The sequence below is a fragment of the Mesorhizobium sp. M0478 genome (genome assembly GCF_040321305.1).
Classification (GTDB): Bacteria; Pseudomonadota; Alphaproteobacteria; order Rhizobiales; family Rhizobiaceae; genus Mesorhizobium.
On record NZ_JAMYRH010000005.1, the window covers coordinates 267615 to 284174 of the forward strand.

20 protein-coding genes and 3 tRNA genes are annotated in these 16560 nt (G+C 63.2%); 9 read left to right on the forward strand and 14 right to left on the reverse strand.

What is annotated here, in order from left to right; genetic code table 11:
* Positions 1 to 2 precede the first annotated feature (2 nt).
* The 3 genes from hdaA (at position 3) to NKI64_RS14945 (ending at position 1498) form a co-directional block, all read left to right on the forward strand.
* Positions 3 to 707 (forward strand): DnaA regulatory inactivator HdaA, encoded by a 705-nt coding sequence (hdaA, locus tag NKI64_RS14935; RefSeq protein WP_023689058.1) that lies wholly within the window; start codon positions 3 to 5, stop codon positions 705 to 707.
* Between the two features lie 123 nt (positions 708 to 830).
* On the forward strand, positions 831 to 1085 hold the full coding sequence (locus tag NKI64_RS14940) for a FitA-like ribbon-helix-helix domain-containing protein (protein ID WP_023670289.1): 255 nt from the start codon (positions 831 to 833) through the stop codon (positions 1083 to 1085).
* Positions 1082 to 1498 carry a type II toxin-antitoxin system VapC family toxin gene (locus NKI64_RS14945; RefSeq protein WP_023695548.1) on the forward strand — a complete coding sequence of 139 codons (417 nt, stop codon included), beginning with the start codon at positions 1082 to 1084 and terminating at the stop codon, positions 1496 to 1498. The genes NKI64_RS14940 and NKI64_RS14945 overlap by 4 nt, the downstream gene beginning before the upstream one ends.
* 307 nt (positions 1499 to 1805) lie before the next feature.
* On the opposite strand, the gene NKI64_RS14950 is transcribed toward NKI64_RS14945, so the two are convergent.
* The 4 genes from NKI64_RS14950 to NKI64_RS14965 form a co-directional block, all read right to left on the reverse strand.
* The gene (locus tag NKI64_RS14950) at positions 1806 to 2066 is read right to left on the reverse strand and encodes a hypothetical protein (RefSeq protein WP_023689056.1); all 261 of its coding nucleotides are present in this window, start codon (positions 2064 to 2066) and stop codon (positions 1806 to 1808) included.
* Positions 2067 to 2457: 391 nt separating this feature from the next.
* A complete protein-coding gene (locus tag NKI64_RS14955) occupies positions 2458 to 2769 on the reverse strand; it encodes a hypothetical protein (protein WP_023689055.1) in 312 nt (103 codons plus the stop codon).
* Between the two features lie 179 nt (positions 2770 to 2948).
* A tRNA-Pro gene (locus NKI64_RS14960) sits at positions 2949 to 3025 on the reverse strand.
* Positions 3026 to 3076: 51 nt separating this feature from the next.
* On the reverse strand, positions 3077 to 4261 hold the full coding sequence (locus NKI64_RS14965) for a flavin-containing monooxygenase (protein ID WP_023695547.1): 1185 nt from the start codon (positions 4259 to 4261) through the stop codon (positions 3077 to 3079).
* 173 nt (positions 4262 to 4434) lie between these two features.
* Here NKI64_RS14965 and NKI64_RS14970 point away from each other — a divergent pair, with 173 nt between their 5' ends.
* A complete protein-coding gene (locus tag NKI64_RS14970) occupies positions 4435 to 4740 on the forward strand; it encodes an ETC complex I subunit (RefSeq protein WP_023670294.1) in 306 nt (101 codons plus the stop codon).
* Between the two features lie 60 nt (positions 4741 to 4800).
* Positions 4801 to 4877, forward strand: a tRNA-Arg gene (locus NKI64_RS14975).
* Between the two features lie 20 nt (positions 4878 to 4897).
* Here the strand turns inward: NKI64_RS14975 and NKI64_RS14980 are convergent.
* Positions 4898 to 4971 (reverse strand) — tRNA-Cys (locus NKI64_RS14980).
* A 130-nt stretch (positions 4972 to 5101) separates the two neighbouring features.
* Here NKI64_RS14980 and NKI64_RS14985 point away from each other — a divergent pair.
* Entirely contained in the window at positions 5102 to 5437 is a 336-nt protein-coding gene (locus NKI64_RS14985) for an antibiotic biosynthesis monooxygenase family protein (protein ID WP_031198108.1), read from the forward strand.
* Positions 5437 to 6327 carry an alpha/beta fold hydrolase gene (locus NKI64_RS14990; protein WP_023821297.1) on the forward strand — a complete coding sequence of 297 codons (891 nt, stop codon included), beginning with the start codon at positions 5437 to 5439 and terminating at the stop codon, positions 6325 to 6327. The genes NKI64_RS14985 and NKI64_RS14990 overlap by 1 nt, the downstream gene beginning before the upstream one ends.
* A 46-nt stretch (positions 6328 to 6373) precedes the next feature.
* Here NKI64_RS14990 and NKI64_RS14995 read toward each other — a convergent pair whose 3' ends face one another.
* The 6 genes from NKI64_RS14995 to NKI64_RS15020 all read right to left on the reverse strand — a co-directional run bounded on the left by NKI64_RS14995 (position 6374) and on the right by NKI64_RS15020 (position 12047).
* Complete coding sequence (locus NKI64_RS14995; RefSeq protein ID WP_245259945.1) at positions 6374 to 6988, reverse strand: LysE family translocator; 615 nt, start codon at positions 6986 to 6988, stop codon at positions 6374 to 6376.
* 107 nt (positions 6989 to 7095) lie between these two features.
* Positions 7096 to 7902, reverse strand: coding sequence for an ABC transporter permease (locus tag NKI64_RS15000; protein ID WP_023695543.1), 807 nt, complete (start codon positions 7900 to 7902; stop codon positions 7096 to 7098).
* Complete coding sequence (locus NKI64_RS15005) at positions 7902 to 8735, reverse strand: ABC transporter permease (RefSeq protein WP_023670301.1); 834 nt, start codon at positions 8733 to 8735, stop codon at positions 7902 to 7904. The genes NKI64_RS15000 and NKI64_RS15005 overlap by 1 nt, the downstream gene beginning before the upstream one ends.
* A gap of 21 nt (positions 8736 to 8756) precedes the next feature.
* The gene (locus NKI64_RS15010) at positions 8757 to 9872 is read right to left on the reverse strand and encodes an ABC transporter substrate-binding protein (protein WP_352668523.1); all 1116 of its coding nucleotides are present in this window, start codon (positions 9870 to 9872) and stop codon (positions 8757 to 8759) included.
* An 83-nt stretch (positions 9873 to 9955) separates the two neighbouring features.
* A complete protein-coding gene (locus tag NKI64_RS15015; protein WP_023693915.1) occupies positions 9956 to 11047 on the reverse strand; it encodes an ABC transporter ATP-binding protein in 1092 nt (363 codons plus the stop codon).
* A gap of 103 nt (positions 11048 to 11150) precedes the next feature.
* Positions 11151 to 12047 carry a LysR substrate-binding domain-containing protein gene (locus tag NKI64_RS15020; RefSeq protein WP_023705214.1) on the reverse strand — a complete coding sequence of 299 codons (897 nt, stop codon included), beginning with the start codon at positions 12045 to 12047 and terminating at the stop codon, positions 11151 to 11153.
* Positions 12048 to 12130: 83 nt separating this feature from the next.
* Here NKI64_RS15020 and NKI64_RS15025 point away from each other — a divergent pair, with 83 nt between their 5' ends.
* Positions 12131 to 13732, forward strand: a complete 1602-nt coding sequence (locus NKI64_RS15025) for a zinc-binding metallopeptidase family protein (protein WP_352668525.1) — start codon at positions 12131 to 12133, stop codon at positions 13730 to 13732.
* Between the two features lie 14 nt (positions 13733 to 13746).
* Positions 13747 to 14679 carry a dimethylarginine dimethylaminohydrolase family protein gene (locus NKI64_RS15030; RefSeq protein ID WP_023693913.1) on the forward strand — a complete coding sequence of 311 codons (933 nt, stop codon included), beginning with the start codon at positions 13747 to 13749 and terminating at the stop codon, positions 14677 to 14679.
* A 107-nt stretch (positions 14680 to 14786) separates the two neighbouring features.
* On the opposite strand, the gene NKI64_RS15035 is transcribed toward NKI64_RS15030, so the two are convergent.
* The 3 genes from NKI64_RS15035 to NKI64_RS15045 all read right to left on the reverse strand — a co-directional run bounded on the left by NKI64_RS15035 (position 14787) and on the right by NKI64_RS15045 (position 16504).
* Complete coding sequence (locus tag NKI64_RS15035) at positions 14787 to 15164, reverse strand: hypothetical protein (RefSeq protein WP_352668527.1); 378 nt, start codon at positions 15162 to 15164, stop codon at positions 14787 to 14789.
* Positions 15165 to 15401: 237 nt separating this feature from the next.
* Complete coding sequence (locus NKI64_RS15040) at positions 15402 to 15824, reverse strand: hypothetical protein (protein ID WP_352668529.1); 423 nt, start codon at positions 15822 to 15824, stop codon at positions 15402 to 15404.
* Positions 15825 to 15952: 128 nt separating this feature from the next.
* Positions 15953 to 16504 (reverse strand): cytochrome c, encoded by a 552-nt coding sequence (locus NKI64_RS15045; protein ID WP_352668532.1) that lies wholly within the window; start codon positions 16502 to 16504, stop codon positions 15953 to 15955.
* Positions 16505 to 16560 lie beyond the last annotated feature (56 nt).

A 16560-nucleotide genomic window follows, 5' to 3' on the forward strand; every position in this document is an offset into this window, starting at 1 on the left:
ACGTGGCGGATCAAAAGACCGAACCGCCGCGCCAGCTGCCGCTAGACCTTGGGCATGGCACCGGCTATTCGCGCGACGAGTTGGTGGTGTCGGCCACCAACCGCGAGGCGGCAGCCCTTGTCGACCGCTGGCCGGACTGGCCGTCGCCGGTGATCGTGCTCGCCGGCCCGGCCGGTTCCGGGAAGACACATCTGGGCTCGATCTGGCAGGCGCGGGCCAACGCTGTGGCGGTCGATGCCCAGCGCATCGGCAATGCCATCACCGGGCTTGGCGGCAGGCCCGCGCTGATCGACGATGTCGACAAGACAGCCATCGACGAGGCGGGCCTGTTCCATCTCATCAATGAAGTGCGCGGCGCCGGGGCCACCTTGCTGTTGACGGCGCGGCGCTTCCCCGCCGCCTGGAGGGTGACGTTGCCCGATCTTGCCTCGCGGCTGAAGGCGGCGGCAACCGTCGAGATCCATGAGCCGGACGATTTGCTTCTGGCCGGTGTCATCACCAAACTCTTCGCCGACCGCCAGGTCGAGGTCGAGCCGCATGTCGTGCAATATCTGGTGCGCCGCATCGAGCGCTCGCTGGCCACCGCCATGCGCGTGGTCGAGCGCCTCGACCGCACCGCGCTCGAGCGCAAGACGCCGATCACCAGGGCGCTCGCCGCCGAAACCGTCAGCGCAATGGACGAAGGGCAGGGCGAGTTCGAGGTTTAGATCCTGCTGCAATTCCCTGGACGGCGATTGTCGATCCCGCCCGTGCGACGTTTTCAAAACATGCATGGTGACATCACCTGAAACAATATGATACTTTCAATCAATGACATCGGAGCGATATCAATGCCTGCAGTGACCGTCCGAAATCTTCCGGAAGCGACCCACCGAGCTCTGCGTGTACGGGCGGCCTTGCACGGTCGCAGCACCGAGGCCGAGATACGCGACATTCTGGAAAACGCGGTGCGGCCGGACGGCCGTGTGAAACTCGGCTCCGTTCTGGCAGACATTGCCCGACGCGCCGGGCTGACCAATGAAGACGTGGAGGTTCTGGAGCAGGCTCGCGACAAGGCGCCGGCCGAACCGCTGGGGTTCGAATGATCCTCCTCGATACCAATGTCGTTTCGGAGGCCATGAAGCCCGAACCGCATCAAGCTGTGTTGGCCTGGCTTGATAACCAGGCCGAGGAAACGCTTTACCTCTCCAGTGTGACGCTCGCCGAAGTGCTGTTCGGCATCGAGGCCATGCCGGCGGGTCGTCGCAAGGCTGCGCTCGCTGAAACCTTCGCCGGTGTGTGCGCCGTGTTTGAGCGGCGCATCCTGCCTTTCGATACCGAGGCGGCCCGGCACTATGCCCGACTTGCAGTGAAGGCGAGGGCAGCCGGCAAGGGGTTTCCTGTGCCCGACGGCTACATCGCGGCAATCGCCTCCGCAAACGGCTTTCATCTCGCCTCGCGTGACACGGCGCCATTCCATGCGGCCGGCGTGCCTGTCATCGATCCTTGGCAGCCGTAATCAGGTACGGCAGCCCGACCAGAGCGCGAGCTGCGAACATGCGTTTCCGCAGGATTTCCTCTACAGCGACGACAGCGTGTTCGAATGAATACACTCGATCTCTCCGTGCCCACCGCCGCATGAGGGCCGCTGTCCCATTTCGGGAAACATTATCTGGCATCCGTCTTGCACCTGGGAACTTGCCGGCTGACCCCGGTCCTGGTCGCGTTCCTGATCGGGTTGTAGGCTCGCCGGGAGTGATGATTGGGGTTCTCGCCCGGCGAGCTTACCTTCGTAGAGCAGTCACCGGAGTGTCCGGGAGGGTGCCCTATAGCCACAACGCCGCCAGATACCGGACCAGCAGATAGACCACCGTATGCGCTGCCACGTAGCACGCGACGACGACGACAAAGAACAGCACGCTGGCGGGCCACGACCGGGGACGGCCTTGCCTCTTGCTCGGCCGGTTGTTCCAGATCCACAGGGCTGCACAGATAATGGCCCAGACGACGACGAACGGAACCGTGATGCGGATGTAAGCGAAGTAGGCAGGGCCAATCAGCGAAAGCCATGCCTCGAGACCAAGCATCCAGAATCTCCCCTTGCCCGGAGTCTAATGCATGTCGCTCAAAAGTGGTCCCGGTTTTGAGAGAACGACATGCATCAAAACAAAAATCAAAGCGCGTCGCCTGGATACGTTTCAGCGCGACGCGCTTTTAGACCGGCGATAGAGGTGGAAGCGAGGGGATTATCCCTGCGTCGATTTTCAGCCAAACCCGCCGAAGGGATGCTGTTCGATGACACGGGCGCCTGATGCATGTCGCTCAAGTGGCCCCGGTTTTGAGAGAACCGCATGCATCAAACATGCATCAAACAAGACCTCAAGCGCGTCGCGTGAGTCCGTTCAAATGAGACGCGCTTTAGGTCAGATTGGTGCTCCGGTCGCCAAACTCGGCCGTAGCAGGTCTAAAGCGATCGGATCAGCCGCAGACCCTGACCTCTTCGACGACCCTGTGGTGATGGCGCCAGTGCCTGACCAGTTCGATATGGCAGCGGTGATGGCGATGGTGGCGCCGCCATTGGCCATCCTGGTTGTCGCTGTAGTCGTCGCCATAGTCGTCGCTATAGTCTTTGTGGCGCTGGTGATGGCGAAGAATCTGTATATCGCCATCGTCGGACGAATATTGATCGTCGTCATCGGACTGGATAGTCAGACTGGCGGCTTGCGCCGGTGCGATCAAAGCCGCCGTTCCGGCGAACGCGATCATCGAGGCGATGAGAAGGGTTTTCATTGTTTGCTCCTTGGGTTGAACATACACAACTCTCGGAGCGAACTGGTGTTCCAATGTAGGGTCCGATCGGCGAGCGGCTGCTGCTTGGGCAATGCGTGCCGCCATGCGCTACCGGCGAGGCAGCCATTGGCGACCTTGGGAGTGATACCTTGGGCAAGGACTGGCTTTGTGGGAAAAAATGGTCGGAGTGGAGAGATTCGAACTCCCGACCCTCTGGTCCCAAACCAGATGCGCTACCAGGCTGCGCTACACTCCGAGGCCCTGCGGCGTATACGGTCCCGGACCCTGTCGCGCAACCCCTAAAACATCAAACGGGGCTTGGCGGTATGCGCTCCCGCGCAATCCTGGCTGCGATCGCCTTGGCCTGGATGCGAGCATTGGCGAAGCAGCCACGGATGCTTGGCCGCATGCCGGTGAACCACAGGCCCGGCAGTTTCGGGTCGCTGTCGGCGCCGTTGAACAGCGGCACGCCCTTTTGGTCGAGCACGCCGAGCTTGCCCAGCATGGCCTCGAGCCCGGTGCGGTAGCCGGTCGCGGCGATGACGATATCGGGCTGGATCGTCGCGCCATCGTCGAAAACGACCGTGTCGCCGGTAAATTCCCGCACGGTTGGCAGCACGATGATCCTGCGGTCCTTGATGGCATCGACGGCGCCGTCATCGGTGGCGATGGCGGTATAATCCGACGCCAGCCGGCTTGCGCCGCCCGAAGGCGTCGGCGGCAGGCCGTAGGCCGTGAGGTCGCCGAAGGCCCATCGCTGCGTCGCCGCCATCACCGCATCGGCGAGCTTGAACGGCAGCCGCGCCAGGATCGGCGAAAATCGGTGGACGGCGATCTGGCCGAGGCGCTTGGGCAGCAGTGCCGGACCGTTGCGCGCCGACAGCCAGATCTGTCCCGCGTCGGCTGCCACCAGGTGATTGAGCACGTCGAAGCCGGAATTGCCGGCGCCGACGACCAGCACTTTCTTGCCCGCATAGGCCTTGGCGTTACCGAATGCGGCCGAATGGATGATGCGTCCGGCAAAGGCCTTCATGCCTTTCCAGGCCGGGATGAAGGGCTGCCGGTCGCGCCCGGTGGCGATGACGACATGGCGCGCCAGCCGCGGCCCGGCACTGGTCCGCACAAGCCAGTGGTCGCCCTCGAAGCCAATCTCCTCGACCGCGATGCCGAACTCGACCGGCAGCCGGTGCATGGCGTGGAATTCGTTCAAATGGCCGATGATGGTGTTTCGGTGCGGAAAGGCAGGGGTGCCGGCAGGAAAGGAAACGCCCGGCAGCGCCGAAAGGTCGCGATGCGTGTTGAGATGCAGTCGCTCGTGCCGCCCGTGCCATGGCTCGGCCAGCCGGGCTTCCTTTTCCAACACCATCACAGGCACGCCGGTCTTGAGCAGCGCATGGGCTGCGGTCAAGCCGGCTGCCCCGGCGCCGATCACGATCGCGCCGTCGAAAATCGCTTGGCTGTCGGCCTCGGCGTGCAAAATCCCTGCGTCCATGCCTCTTTGTGTCGCCATCATGACCATGACTTTTGATGCTACGCCAGTGTATCGGGCCGATGCCGCTGCCGAAGCGGCCTGGTTGCAGGCCGCTTCGGCCTTGCCGTCGGCAGTGTTGCACAGTATTGACTGAAATAAGGCGGCGCTACCGCCAACGCAGCTACGAGGTGCCCATGTCCGCGCGAATTTTCAGCCCAGCCAAAACCGCGATGCAGTCCGGCAAGGCCAAGACCGGCCATTGGGTGCTGGAATTCGATCCCGCCCAACGCAAGAAGATCGACCCGCTGATGGGCTACACCACATCGGGCGACATGCTGAGCCAGATCAGGCTGACCTTCGACACCAGGGAAGAAGCGGTGGCCTATGCCGAAAAGCAGGGGCTGGCCTTCCGTGTCGAGGAGCCGAAAGAGACCAAGCGCCGGCAGATTTCCTATGCGGAAAATTTCCGCTATGACCGCAGGATACCCTGGACGCATTGACCGGCGGTCAGCGCCTGGCACATAGACACCAGCCGGCCAAGATATCAAATGCCGGCCAGCGGTCCCGTAGCTCAGCTGGATAGAGCACCGGCCTTCTAAGCCGATGGTCACAGGTTCGAATCCTGTCGGGATCGCCAACAACTTCAAAGAGATAGTGTGGAGGCCTGAGTGGGAATTGAACCCACTACGTCGGTTTTGCAGACCGATGCGTCACCGTCCCGCCCTCAGACCATGGCTCCTTGTGCATTGACCGCGACAGCTAGTCAACTTGGCCGGCCTCTGCTCGCAGGTTCGGACCGCGATCCGGCTGCCACCAGTCGAGATGTTCGGAACGCGGCTCGCGTTCAGGCGTTTGTTGCTGATGGCACCGACAACCCCGACCATTGCGCGCATCTGGCGCGGCAGGACCTTGCCCGACAAGGCCGACGCCTATGAGCGCTACAACTACGAGGTCGGTATCAAGCCGCTGATCGAGAAAGCGCTGGGCGTGCAGACTTTTCGCGAGGACACGCCGACGCATTCGGAATTCATCACCATCTCCTATTGGGAGAGCGTCGAGGCGATGGCCGCCTTTACCGGCGGCGATCCGCAAAGCATCCACCATCTCGACCGCGACAAGGAGTTCCTGATCGAATTGCCGAAGGGTGTCCAGGTGCTGCGAATCCGTTCCAGCCACGGAATGGTTGGCGGCAGCTGATGTTTGCGGGCTTTGACGCCAGGACCGTTCAAATGGAGGAGACATCGATCTTCGTCAGGGCCGGTGGCTCAGGGCCGCCGCTGCTGCTCCTGCATGGCTTTCCCGAAACGCATGTTATGTGGCGGGACATCGCCGTGGCATTGGCGCCGCACTTCAGCGTGGTTGCCGCCGATCTGAGAGGCTACGGACAAAGCGCCTGTCCGGCTTCCGGAGCCAATCATGCCGCCTATTCCAAACGAGCGATGGCGCGCGACATGGTGCAGGTTATGGACGTTCTCGGTTTCGACCGTTTCATGGTTGCCGGCCACGACCGTGGCGGTCGCGTCGCCTACCGGCTGGCGCTCGACCATCCCGAAACCGTGTCGAAAGTCGCCGTTCTCGACATCGTCCCCACGGCCTCCGCCTGGGATCGGGCCGATGCCAGGTTGGCGCTGGCCTTCTGGCCGTGGAGCCTGCTCGCCCAGCCGGAACCGCTGCCTGAGCGCCTGTTGTCCGCAGCACCCGACGCAGTCGTCGACAATGCGATCGCCGGCTGGGGCTCGGCTCCAGATGTTTTTCCCGCTGAGGTCAGGGCCGCCTATATCGAGGCGCTGCGTGATCCCGCCCATGCCCACGCCATCTGCGAGGAATATCGCGCCGCCGCAGGCATCGACCGCGAGCACGACGCGCAGGACCAGGCTAATGGCTGTCGCATCAGATGCCCGCTGCTTGCGCTCTGGAGCGGCGAGGGCGGGTTGGAGAACTGGTATGCGGAGGAGGGCGGCCCGTTGGCGATCTGGCGGCAATGGGCTGATAACGTCGGAGGCGGCTCGGTCAAGGGTGGGCATTTCTTCCCGGAAGAGCACCCCGAAGACACGGCTGCAAGGCTGTCGAGATTCTTCGCAAGCTGACTGCGGGCCGATTGCTAAAATCCGGGCCTGTGTGTTCCTGTGTCGACTATCTCAGATGGCCGAGGGATTGCAGGATCAAAGTGCTCGAAAGACCAAGCAGGGCGATACCGTAAAACCGGTCGATCCACACGGCGTTTGGCCCAGCCAGAAGCCTTGCAGCCCGCGCGCCAAGGGCTGCGTAAAACGTCAGCACAAACACATCGGCAAGCGCGGCGATAATGGCCAGGATGCCATACTGGATCGCGATCGGCTCATCCACGCGGACAAAATGCGGCAGGATCGCGGGGAAAAGCAGCCAGGCCGCCGGATTTGTGACCGCCACCAGGAAGCAGCGCCCAATGAGTGCCTTGGCTGAATGGCGTGTTTCGGGAAGGTTAGGGTTGAACGAAGGTCGGGATGCGGCGCGCAGGGTACCGATGGCGACGAAAAGCAGATAGCCCGCGCCGAACATCCTGAGAGCCGAGAGATAGAATTCCGAAGCCAGCAGAAGAGCGCCGAAGCCCAGCGCGACGATGCTGATAAGAACGAAATCAGACAGTACGACGCCGGCCATGCCGAGAAACGCGCGTCGAAAACCGTAGCGGGAGCCGTTGGTGATGGCGAGCACGACGTCCGGTCCCGGAACCGCCATTCCGAGCACCGACACGAAGGCAAATGTCACCAGCGGCAGGTTTCCCATGACGCCGCGTAATGTACCCGGCGCTCACCGTCCGTAACGCCCTTCACACAGCGGCTTGGCTATCGCCGATTGTTGTTGGCCACCTTGGCTCAGTGCCCGCCGCGCATCTTCACCACCACAGTCCTCACCGCCAGCACCAGCACAGTGATGATGATCAGGATCACCGAGAGCGCGGCGATCGCCGGGTCGATGTTGTCGCGCAGGCCCATCCACATCAGCCGCGGCAGCGTGATGGCGTTGACCGAGGTGATGAACAGGGTGACGCCGATCTCTTCCCAGGACAGCACGAAGGACAGCAGCGCGGCGGTGACGATGCCGAACTTGATGTTGGGCATGATGATGCGCGTGGCGCGTTCCCACACGCCGGCGCCAAGGCCGCGCGCGGCAAGGTCGATGCGGCGGTCGAGCTGGCTGAGCGAGACCAGGATCAGCACCGTGGCGAAAGGCACCGTCATCACCGAATGCGCCATGGCGACGCCGAGCCAGGTGTCGTAGCCGAAGAACGAGCTCATGCCCGAGATCGACGTCAGCAGGAAGTAGAGCGTGATCGCCGAGACCACCGGCGGCACCACCATCGGCAACAGCACGAAGCCGACAAGGGTGGCCGTGAAGCGCGGCTGGAACATCCAGACGCCAAGGCTGAAGCACAGCGCCAGCACGGTCGAGATGACGCTGCTGACGATGCCGATGCGGACCGACAGCAGGATGGCGTCGAGCCAGCGCGGATCCTCGATCAGCGCGCGGTAGTGGCGCAGCGACAGTTCGCCCGTCGGCATAGCCAGCATGCGGCTTGGCGTCAGCGACACCGGGATGACCGCCAGCAGCGGCAGCAGCAGGAACAGCGCCACCAGCACGGCGAGGATCAGCGAGACGGGACCGGGGCGATAGGTCGGCATCAGATCAGCTGCTTCGGTCTGACATAGCGGAACAGCAGCGCCATGAGCGCGCCGACGAACAGCACCAGCACGACGCTGATCGCCGCACCCAGTCCCCAGTCGGGGCTTTGGAATATCCTGAGGTAGATCAGCTCGGCGATCATCACGCTGCGGCCGCCGCCGAGGATCGCCGGCGTGACGAAGAAGCCGAGCGAGAAGACGAACACGATCATCGCCGAACCGATGATGCCGGAGCGCGTCATCGGCACGAACACGGTCCAGAAGGTGCGCATGCGGCTGGAGCCGAGCCCGCGCGCCGCGAGCAGCACGCGCTCGTCGAGGCTGCGCATGGCGGAGGCCAGCGGGAACACCGCGAATGGGATCAAAAAATGCGTCATACCGACGATGACGCCGAACTCGTTGCGCACCAGCGCCAGCGGCTCGGAGATGAAGCCGATCGATTGCAGCCAGGTGTTGATCAGGCCGCGGTTGGACAAAAGCGCCACCCAGCCGAAGGCGCGGGTCAGCACCGAGATCCAGAAGGGGACGAGAATGCAGAATTCAGCGATTATGCGCTGTGCCGGGCTGCCGCGCACCCACACCATGGTGATGGCGTATGCCGCCGCCACGGAAACCACGGTGACGATCAGCGCGATGCGCAGCGTGCGGATGAACACAGACTGCACCAGGGCATCGGTGGCGAGCGCGCCATACTGGCCGAGCCCCGGTGTCGGCAAGGTGACGCTCCACTTGACGACGCCGAGGAACGGCCAGGCGTAGGCCAGCACAAGGAACAGCAGCAGCGGCGCCATCAGCACCGCCGCGCCCATCCTGTCGGAGAGGGTGCCTCTCATCGAAGCTCGTGCCCGGCCTGGTCAGGCCGAGATGATCTTGGTGTATTCGTCGAGTGCTGCCCCGTAATTCTTGGCGTACCAGTCCATGTCGAGCGCGATCTGCTTCTTCATGTTTTCGGGATCGACCGGGTTGATGCGCTTCTTGTCGGCGGGGATCAGCGCATCGGCGGCCGGATTGGCCGGACCCTGTCCGAGCTTGTCGAACATCACCAGTTGCTTCTCCGGATCCTGGGCGCTGGCGATGAACTTCATCGCTGCGTCCTTGCCGCCGGGGTTGCCCTTGAGCACGGCCAGCGCGCCGGGCGAAATCAAGCCCTGGTCCCAGATGAACTTGATCTTGCCGCCCGAGTCCTGCTCGATCAGCGAGGCGCGGGTCGACCACACGATCGCCATCGAGGCTTCGCCGTTGAGCAGCACGCTCTGGCTCTCGGCGCCGCCGCCCCAATAGGCCACGACGTTTTCCTTGAAGGCGGCGATCTTGTCATGCGCGCGCTTCAGGTCGAGCGGGTAGAGCGAGGCCGGCGCGATGCCGTCTGCGAGAAGTGCGGCTTCCCAGCTCGACACGCCCCATTTGTAGAGCGAGCGCTTGCCCGGAAACTTCTTCACGTCGAAGAAGTCGGCCATGCCGGTCGGCGCGTCCTTGCCGTATTTCTCGGAATCATAGGCGATGACGTAGGAGAAGAAATAGGTCGAGGCCGCGTATTCCCAGCCGAAGCCGTCGCGCATCTTCTTCTTGTCGACGATGGCGTAGTCGATCGGCTCGAGAGCGCCCTGGGCGCCGAGCGTGATGGCCGAAAACGGATCGACGTCCACAAGGTCCCAGGTCGGCGCGCCGCTCTTGAACTGTGCGGCAATCGCGCCTTCGGTCGGGCCTGAACCGTCCATTTTGACGGCGATGCCGGTGTCCTTGGTGAAGGCCTGGCCATAGGCGGCGTCATAAGCAGTGAGGGCATCGCCACCCCAGTTGACCAGCACCAGTTCCTTGGCTTGTGCAAAGGCGCCGGTCGAGCGCAGCAGCATCGGCGTGCCGGCCAGCACGAAGGCTGCAAGCTGGGTGAATTGCCGGCGCGAAATCTCGCCGCGCACAGCCCGGGCGGATAGCCCGTCCATGGCTTGTTTTTTGCTTTGGTCTGTCATTTTAGTTCCCCTTTTTCGTTGTTGGTTCCGGTGGTTATGGCGCGCTCCAGATTCTTTGCTGGAAGACTTCGCCGTTCTCGTCGTCATCCTCCGTCCGGAAGGAGGAAACCCTTTTCCGCCGGCCATGTCAGCCAGACGGAATTGCCTTTGCTGAGTGCAGCCGCCGCGACCTCGTTCGGCACCGAGACGGTCACCTTGGCGCCCTGGCGTGTCGTCAGATCGAGTTTGGTCGCCGCACCCAGATAGGTCGAGCCGATGGCGGTGGCGGCAATGCCGTTCTCGCCGGCGGCGGCTTCGCGCGTGATCGACATATGTTCGGGCCGGATCGCCAATATGGCATCGCCACGGACTTTCTCGGCCTTGCAGAGCATGTTGACCGCGCGGTCCTCGCAGAGGCCCGTCGAGCCATTGTCGGCGGGCTTGACCCCCTTCAACGGCAGCATGTTGATCTCGCCAAGGAACTCGGCGACGAAGCGGTTGTCCGGCCGGTCGTAGACCTCGTCCGGCGCTCCGACCTGCAGCAATTTTCCGTGGTTGAAGATGGCGACGCGCGACGACAGCGCCAGCGCCTCGCTCTGGTCGTGGGTGACGAAGACGAAGGTGGTGCCGGTCTCCTGATGCAGCCGCTTCATCTCGGCCTGCATCTGGCCGCGCAGGCTCTTGTCGAGCGCCGAGAACGGCTCGTCGAGGAGCAGCACGCCGGGTTCGAACACCAAAGCGCGGGCCAACGCCACGCGCTGCTGCTGGCCGCCGGAAAGCTGCGCCGGCAGTTTCGTCTCATGGCCCTTGAGGCCGACGCGCTCGATCATCTCGGCAACGCGGCGCTTGATCTCGGAAGCCGATTTCTTGCGTACCTTGAGCGGGAAGGCGATGTTGGCCTCGACCGACATATGCGGAAACAGCGCATAACCCTGGAACACCATGCCGGCGGCGCGCTGCTCTGCCGGCCGATCGGTGATGTCGAAACCGTCGCTGAAAAGCTTGCCGGCGGTCGGTTGCACGAAGCCTGCCAGGATCATCAGAAAGGTGGTCTTGCCCGAGCCGGAGGGGCCTAGCAGCGTCAAAAACTCGCCGCGGCCGATATTGAGCGTCAGGTCGTCCAGCGCCCGGAACGAGCCGAAGCTCTTGCCGATCCCGATTGCCTTGATCTCTGCGGCCCGGCCGGGTTGCTGCATCCTGCCTCTTCCTTGATCGTGGCTTGAGCGTAGGGCAGTGCGCCGGCTCACCGCAACCGAATAGTTTTCGCCTGATCGGCAAATTTGATTCACGGATGGGAGGCTAGTACGGGCTGATCCGGTTCTCCGACAGCTTCGACCTCAACCAGCCATTGAATGCTTCCAGCACCGGGTGGCTGGCCTTGGCATGTTCCGACACCAGGAAATACGAGCGCGGCGAGGGGATCGCGATGTCGAAGGGGCGCACCAGACGGCCTTCGCTGAGCGCGCGGCGGCTGGTCAGTTCGTCGCCCATTGCGATGCCTTGTCCGGCGATCGCCGCGGAGAAGACGAGGTTCATGTCCGAGAAGAAGATACCGCTTTCGGTGTCGGGGTTTTCCACCTTGGACAGCGCCAGCCAGCGCGCCCAGTCCTCGGTGTCGCCGAGATGCAGGAGATTGGCGCGCAGCACGTCGGCCGGTTTTGAAAAGCCGCCGACCTTATTGAGCAGTGTCGGGCTGCAAAGTGGCGTGAACGAGATTTCGCACAGCAACTCCACCGAGCGGTTCGGCCAGTTGCCGACGCCGAAGGCAATGAAGGCATCGGCGTCCGGATTGCTGACATCGTCCAGCCGCCTGGGCGTCAGGATCGACAGCGCCACGTCCGGATACATCTGCCGGAACTCGCCGATGTGCGTGCACAGGAACAGAGAGGCGAAGCCCGGCGTGCAGGAAACGGCGAACGAACCGCCGACGCCCGTGCCGGCCTGGCGCGTCACCGCATCGCCGAGCACCGTCAGCGCCTTTCTCACATCGGCGGCATAGCGCTGGCCGCGCGGTGTCAGCGCCACGCCCTTGCCGATGCGCTCCAGCAGGTCGAAGCCGAGGTCGCGTTCGAGCAGCCGCAACTGATGGCTGACGGCGCTGCGGGTCAAATGCAGTTCATCGGCTGCGCGCCAGACACTGCCGTGACGGGCAAAACTGTCGAGGGCGCGCAGCGCCTGTGTGGAAGGTATTCGCAAGAGGCCTCAGGTGAACCGAATTTGCATGAACCGGAAAAACATATCACTTTTTGCAATGCCGCTTCACTGCTTTCTTGGGCCGCATGGAGAAACCGGTGACGACCTCGGCGCAAGCCACCGCGCTTGCCTGTCTCGATAGCATCCAGCCGTCGCTGTCGGCGTGGACGCGCACCATTTTCGATTTCGGCGAAACAGCCTGGCGCGAATACCAGTCGGCGGCCTGGTATGTCGCGCGGCTGAAGCATGAGGGCTTTTCGGTCGAGGAAGGGTCGGCCGGCATGCCGACCGCCTTTTGCGCCCACTGGACGAACGGCCCGGGGCCGACCATCGGCATGTACGGCGAATACGACGCCGTGCCCGGCAACTGCCAGGACGCGGCAACGGTGAAGCGATCGCGGCCGGGCCTCGGCAGCGAGGCCGGCGGCCACACCGATCCGCATTCCGGGCTTGGCATTGCCGGCCTCGGCGGACTTCTCGCCACCAAGGCGGCAATGCAACGCCACGGCATCGAGGGGACGTTGCGCTTCACCGGCGAGCCGGCCGAGAAGGTCAGGGGCTCGAAGCCGATCCATGCGGCCAAGGGCTACTATGACGGCCTTGCCGGCATGATCTCCTTCCACCCCTTCTATATGCTGCCGCTCTGCAACACGGCGCGCTGGGACACGCATTGCGGCGCGGCCTACGCGATGATCTACCGTTTTGTCTGCGACGAACCCGAAAACTGGGTTCGCGCAAGCGATGGCGCGCCGATCCCGCAGGCGCATTCGGCGGTGCGGGCGCCCGGTGCCAATGACGCGCTGATGGCGATGTACATGACCTCCAAGGCGCTGCGCGATTCCATGCTGCCTCACCAGGGCGGCTGGTCGATCAGCGAGGCGATCCTCACCGCCGGGCAGGCGACCGCCGACAATCTGCCGGCGGGGCTGGCCGAGATCCAGTACATGATCCGCGTGCCGACCATTGCCATGGCAGAGCAGGTCACCGCGGTGCTCGACCGTAATGCGGCCGCGGCCGCGGCGATCAGCGGTTGTCGCTATGAGCGCCATTGGGTGTCGAAGTCGCGGCCGGGCCTCGCCAATCACGCCATGGCAGGGATTGCCTATGAGGCGCTGTCCACCGTTGGCGCTCCGAACTGGGACGAGGCGGCGAAAGCGATCGGTCGCAAGGTCCAGGTCAATGCCGGCGGCACCTCGACCGAAAACCCTTTCATCGACGAGATGGAGCGGCTGGTTGCGCCGCAAGAGGCCGAAGCGATCCTGCGCCGCGATTTGCCTCCGTCGCAGATCAACTCGACCTCCGACGACTACACCGACATGTCGTGGCACACGCCGACCGCACGCTTCTATGTCGCCCGCCCGGCGCTGCGCTCGGCGAATGGCCATGCCTATCCATCCTGGGCGATGAACGCGCTGGGCGGTATCTCGGCCACCATCGACCCGATGGTCATATGCGCCGCCAAGACGGTTGCGCTTGCAGCCCTCCGCCTGCTCGAGGACAAGGCCGCGCGCGATGCGGCCATGGACGAATTCGTCACCCGCACCGGCGGCGGCATTGGTGGCTCCAACTGGATCGCGCCGCTTTGCGACTATGACCCGCCGATCAATTTCCGCTGGCCGGAATATGTCACCACCGCGCGGGGGCGCGATTGGTGGATTCCGAGCAGCCAACCCAATCAAGCTGCATAATCGAGGAGAACCTTATGACCGTCCATGACCGCATCGTCGCCGAACCGTTCTCGCTGCAACGCCGCAACCCCGCCGGCGGCACCAAGCCGCTGACGTCATGGGGCTTTGCCAACGAGACCGACGTGCTGACAGACGTGTTGCTCGGCTCGCCAAACTTCCTGCGCCACCTCTCGACCAGCTCGCTGTCGCGCAAGCATTTGCGCGAAGCGCCCTGCAACGTCCAGATCGCGCAGGCGCAGCACAAGGACCTCGTCGCCGCCTACGAGCATTTCGGCGTCAACATCCACTGGCACGAGCCGACGCCGGAACTGCCGATGCAGGTCTATTCTAGAGACTCCAGCGTCATGACGCCCTACGGCGCCTTCATCACCGCCATGGCCAATTGGTGGCGGCGCGGCGAGAACTATGCCGCCATCCGCACCTATGAAAAGCTCGGCATCCCCATCTACGACATGGTCACGGCTGGCACCTTCGAAGGCGGCGACTTCAACGTCATCGAGGAGGGCGTGGTGCTGATCGGCTGCGGCGGCGCCCGCACGCAGGAAGAGGGCGCCCGGCAGGTGCAGGACTGGTTCGAAAAGGAAGGCTGGGAAACGCGCCTCGCCTTCATCGACGAATATTATGTCCATATCGACCTGATGGTGGTGCCGATCGCTGAAAAGCTCACCGCGGTGTGCCTCGCCTGCACCGAGCCCGGCATTGTCGACTGGCTGAAGGGCAAGGGCCACGAGATCATCGACGTGCCGTTCCAGGACACGATGGCGCTCGGCTGCAACTTCATGTCGCTTGGCAAGGACAGGGTGATCGCGCCGACGTCGAGCCAGTCGCTGATCGGCCAACTCAAAGCGCGCGGCTTCGAGGTTGCTGCCGTCGACATGAGCGAGATTTCCAAGACCGGCGGCGGCATTCACTGCATGGCGCAGGCGCTCAAGCGCGAGCCGGCGTAAGGGCACGAATTGCCGCCGGGACCTGTGACGGACTGCTGTCAGATTTGACAAAACAGGCCTCGCAGAGGAAATTGATGCCATTAGAGGAGGGATTCTGTGAAGAAAACTTACGAAAAGCCGAGTCTGGCCAAAGCCGGCAAACTCGGATCGCTGGTCGCTTCAAACCCGTCGAAGCCCGCCCCCTGAGCGCAACCAGCCGCTGAAGGCCGAAATTCGGTCGTCCTGGTTACCGGCGAGCGGATCGCGCTGTATGATTGAAGGGAGCCCGCCGGCTTTGAACGGCGGGCTTTTTGCTTTGCGCCAGAGCGCCGCCGCGTCAACTGGCTAGCCCAGTCTTCCCGACCCTGAATTGAACTTGCGCCGGGCGTTTTCCAGATGCGCGCGCATCGCCTGCCGGCCGCTTCCGGGTCGTGGCGCTCGATCGCCTCGAACACCGCCTGGTGGCCGGCAAAACTCCTGCGGTTTTCGATCTCCGTATTGGCCACGTGGATGCGCTGGTTGATCAGCCATTCGACCTAGCCGATGATTTGAAAACCAAGCCAGCTTTCCCAAAAGATCATGCCCAAACAAAGCCATAGCGCGAAGACCACATGCGCGCCGTTCCCGCCCGCTCGGCGATCAGGGAGTGGCTGGCGTGAGATGGCCGCGCTGACGACGGAACGAGATCGCCTCGTCTGGCCGGCCGGACTCGCGACGGCGTGGTCCGGCCGGAACTCCATCTGCTATGCGGGTATCAATACGGCGATGCGATGCACGCCGACCTCCTTGCTTGTATTCGTCGCTTCATCGGTCTTGCCCTTGGAGCAGGTGTACATATCACCCGTGTTGAGCTTGAATTCCTTGTCCGCTTTCTTGATCGTGAATGCACCTGAGGTAATGGTGCACACCATGTCGTTGTCCATCACGGTTTGAGGAGCATGTGCTCCGGGCTGAAACACAACGTCGATAATTGCGATGCTCTTGTAGGCGGGAATGTCAGCATTGCCGGTGCCGACCTCCACCACCCTGACACCGGGCGCAATCTCCTTGCCCTCTTTCGGGCCGTATTTCTTGATTTTTGCCGATGCCGCCAAGGTGAACAAAGGCGCTACCGCGGCGGTCGTCAGACCGAGGGCAATTGCAGACCTGCGATTCATGGTTTTCATTGCATCCTCCCGATGCTCGTCATGCATGGATATGCACGACCGCGATATATTAGCACAAACGAATTTACTTGTATGCAAAGTGACTGTGGCGCAGGCCAGCAAGAAATGCTCCGCCGGATAATGTCGCTTCACTGTACCTTTTGCCGGAATTTCGAATGACAGGTCGAGCAATCCTGCAGGATGAGATGCAGGATATGCTCCGCCGGCAGTTTGCTCGGATCGGCTTCCTCTGGAATCGAGCGCTTGCCGAGCAGGCTGCCGCCGCCCATCGCCAGGCCGGTGCCCATGCGCATGTCATCGGTGATGACGGCCGGCGCGCTTTCGGCCTTGGCGGCCAGAGCGTCGGCCAGCGTTCCGATATGATTTGCCAGGGCCTCGAATTCCGCCCGTGACTGATCGATCTCCAGCCTGGCCTGCGAAGGCGGTCCAAGCGAGCCGCTCGGAAATTCGGCAATCAGGGCAGGGCCGGTGCGCGCGCGCAGCGTGTCCGCTGCCGCCTTGAAGGCTGCCGCGTCATAGGCTTGCCTGCGGTCGAACATGCCGGCAATGGTTTTCGCAGCCGCCGCCATCTCCTTCATCGACGCCTGGCGGGCCGCGACGATCGGTCCGCTGCCGACGGAGGCGCCCATCGTAAGGGCACAGACCAGCCACAGCAGCGCCGCTTTCACAGTCCATCTCACGGCGCCATGTCCTTGCCCCATCCATCCGTGCTCAGCCAGCCGCAGCAGGGGTTCGA